2 protein-coding genes are annotated in these 3,462 nt (G+C 40.3%); one reads left to right on the top strand and one right to left on the bottom strand.

From position 1 onward, the window contains the following. Positions 1–248: 248 nt before the first annotated feature. Entirely contained in the window at positions 249–1,037 is a 789-nt protein-coding gene (panB, locus tag D5R40_RS31295) for a 3-methyl-2-oxobutanoate hydroxymethyltransferase (protein ID WP_124155750.1), read from the top strand. 263 nt (positions 1,038–1,300) lie between these two features. Here panB and D5R40_RS31285 read toward each other — a convergent pair whose 3' ends face one another. Beyond that, positions 1,301–2,755 carry an alpha-amylase gene (locus D5R40_RS31285; RefSeq protein WP_339379517.1) on the bottom strand — a complete coding sequence of 485 codons (1,455 nt, stop codon included), beginning with the start codon at positions 2,753–2,755 and terminating at the stop codon, positions 1,301–1,303. Positions 2,756–3,462 lie beyond the last annotated feature (707 nt).

Genomic DNA, 3,462 nt, shown 5'->3' with positions numbered 1-3,462 from the left:
CTATAGCAATATGGTATATATAGTGTTTTTATTGGAATAATGCGTAAGTCCTGAAGATTTAAAAATGTCCTAATCAATCCTTGTAGTGCTACATTAGCATCGGAGCAATAAATCAAGAGAGGGCGAATGGCATTTGCTAACGTAGAGCTGCCACTAACGCCCCTACATAGGTGTTTTTAAGGTGAATTTGCGTAAGTCCTGTTAATATAAACTATACTTTTCTTGCTATAACTTTTAACTTAATTAAAATGACAGTTACCACAAAACAACTAATTCAATGGAAACAAAAAGGTCGCTCTATAGTAGCTTTAACGGCCTATGATTATGCGATAGCTCAAATTTTAGACCAAGCAGGAGTAGATTTAATTTTGGTGGGAGATTCTCTGGCAATGGTAGCATTAGGCTATGATACAACTCTACCAGTTACTCTTGATGAAATGATTCATCATGCTAAAGCAGTGCGACGAGGTGTTAAGCAAGCTTTAATAGTGGTAGATTTACCATTTTTAACTTATCAAGAAAGTATTCAACAAGCTATACATTCTGCAGGGAGAATACTCAAAGAAACAGGCGCTCAAGCTGTGAAATTAGAAGGTGGAAATGAAGCGATCGCTCAAACGATAAGTAAATTAACATCAGTAGGTATTCCGGTTATGGGTCATATTGGTCTAACTCCCCAATCTGTACATCAATTTGGAGGTTATCGCAAACAAGGCAAAACTCCCGATGCTAAGGCGCGTATTTTAGCAGAAGCTGTCGCTGTGGAAGAAGCTGGTACTTTTGCCATGATTTTAGAACATATTGGAGCAGATTTAGCTAAAGAGATTACTGAAAAAGTTTCCATTCCTACTATTGGTATTGGTGCAGGTGTCTATTGTGATGGTCAGGTATTAGTTATTAATGATGTTTTAGGCATTTCTGATTGGCAACCTCCTTTTGCTAAATCTTATGTTAATTTGCGAGAAAATATTACTCAAGCAGTGAAAGAATATAGTTGGGAAGTTAGGGAGAGAAAATTTCCTCAACCACCATCATAAGGGGTGATGGGGTGATGGGGTGATGAGGAGTGTTAGAAGATCAAGAAAGATTTGGCAATGCAGCTCAGATGAAACATTTGAGCAAGAAAAAAACCTAAATTTCCTGTAGATATTCACCCTTGGGTCTACACAAACGATAAAGTGCGGACATGATATTAATATTAATTATTCTGATGTTTACTACTCCCCCACTCCCCTCCTCCCCCACTCCCCTACTCCCCCACTCCCCTACTCCCCTACCCCCCCCCCACTCCCCTGCTCCCCTACTGTGGAACCCACACTGAAACTGAACCTGCATTACATTTAAAATCAGCCCAACCTTCATCATTTGTAGTTATCGGTTCGCTGATATGTTCAGTGATGTCAATGTAAGTTTGGTTTGGTTGCCCCACCTCCATGTACTTCGTGCCATCACCGCCATTACTCAAAACAACTGCCATTCCACCGGGATGCTCTTCATCCCCCAAGCGCGTCCAACCAAGGGTATTAGCATGATCGAAATAATCATATTGGTCGCCATAACCATAGGTTTCACGAGCATATAAAAATTTGTCAATTAGCCATTTATGACTGTCAAGCCAGATTTCGTACTCATTGCCATCGGGACCATTATCTTGATAATGAGCGCCATAGTAATCTCCATAGAAAATGCAGGGATAGCCTTCAGCTCGTAGCAGAATCAATGCATAAGCTAATGGCTTAAACCAAGATTCTACAACAGATTCCAAAGATTGCAATGGTTGAGAATCATGATTTTCCACCAAGGTGACTGCTAAAGCTGGCTGGTCTTGCACCAAAGTGTCGTCAAATATCTGCCGCATATCATACTCATTACCCTGTTTACTAGCAGTGCTGAAGTTATAGTGCAAGGGTGCATCGAAGAGTAAAACATCGCCTCCCGTGGCTTCAATAAAATGGTGAAGAGCTTCAATCTCATCAGACCAGTATTCACCAACAGCAAAAAGATTGCGACCTGCATGGTGACGGCAATGTTGCAGCCATTCTGGAAAGAAACCAGCTTGAACGTGTTTAACTGCGTCGAAGCGGAAACCGTCTACTCCGGTGGTATCTATAAACCATTCACCCCAACGCTTTAGCTCATCGCGCACTTCTGGATGTGTCATATCCAAATTGCAGCCCATAAGATAGTCGAAATTTCCTTTTTCCAGGTCAACTTCATCCTCAAAAGACTTATCTTTAAACAAGTAAACTGCGTTCTCGCCTTCGTCGTATGCGTTGTAATCGACTGCGTTGAAATGCCACCAGTGCCATTCCTGTTCAGAGTATTTACCTTTGCGACCTGGAAAAGTAAAGTGAGTCCAGACTTTAATCGTCTGCATATCGTCGATTTGCTGATTGCGATCTTCTGGATTATAGGGTGTTGCTTCTACTTCTTCTGGTGCGTCTGCTCCTAGTTTATGGTTAAGGACGACATCTGCGTAAACCCTAATGCCATATTCCTGGACAGCTTTGACTGCAGCAATATATTCATCCTTTGTGCCATACTTTGTTCTAACCGAGCCTTTTTGGTCAAATTCGCCAAGATCGAACATATCATAGACTCCGTAGCCAACATCGTAGCCACCGCCAGTTCCTTTATAAGCTGGAGGTAGCCAAATGGATGTAACTCCTACATCAGCTAGTTCTTTTGCTCTATCTTTTAGTTCATTCCATAAATTTCCATCGGGAGGAATATACCAATGGAAATACTGCATCATTACGCCGTTTATTGCAGACATATATTTATCCTTGTCAGGTGTGTAATTATTTTGACCTAATTGTAATAATTTTATAATAAACTATCACTATGTCAATAATCAGAGGGTTAACGAAGTCAGAAGTCAGAAGTCAGAAGTCAGAAGTAATTTTTGTAACGGGCAGTTGCGCGGCCCATATTATTTTGATAAATTTGTTTTGATATAGAACCCCTGATCGTATCTTCATAAATATCAAGTTTTTTTAGCTAGGAGTCAGGAGACAGGAGACAGGAGGTAAGAGGGAAGAGAGAAGAGAGAAGAGGGAAGAGGGAAGAGGGAAGAGGAAAGATGTGGGTTCATGATCATACAAAAAATTCAACACTCCTTGCTGATGATTTTTCCTCACTCATTGATGCGCGAAAAGACTTAACTACCATAATTATATAGACCTCAAATGGGTTCTATATAGCAACTAGCTATTACTACTCTTAAGTTATGGACTCTAAAAAAAAATGGAATATCAACCTTCCTCCTTTTTCCTTCTTGCTTCTGCTATAACATCCAGTTGATAAACATTCTCTTATATTCTCAATCTAAGCATAACTGATGGAAGAATTTGTCTTAGGTGAAGGTTGAGTAGTTTCAGGAGTTTCAGCAACTTCCAGCAACTCTGGTGCAAACATGATTTTCCATCCTAAACGTAAAAAAATCATAATGCGATCGCATGA

This window comes from Okeania hirsuta, assembly GCF_003838195.1.
In the GTDB taxonomy this organism is placed as follows: domain Bacteria; phylum Cyanobacteriota; class Cyanobacteriia; order Cyanobacteriales; family Microcoleaceae; genus Okeania; species Okeania hirsuta.
Note: the sequence above shows the minus strand (reverse complement) of the source record. Positions and strands in the feature narration are given on the sequence as shown.

Bases quoted from the DNA above. Each gene is read 5' to 3' on its own strand.
- D5R40_RS31285 (WP_339379517.1), bottom strand. From the start codon at position 2,755: ATGATGCAGTATTTCCATTGGTATATTCCTCCCGATGGAAATTTATGG.
- panB (WP_124155750.1), top strand. From the start codon at position 249: ATGACAGTTACCACAAAACAACTAATTCAATGGAAACAAAAAGGTCGC.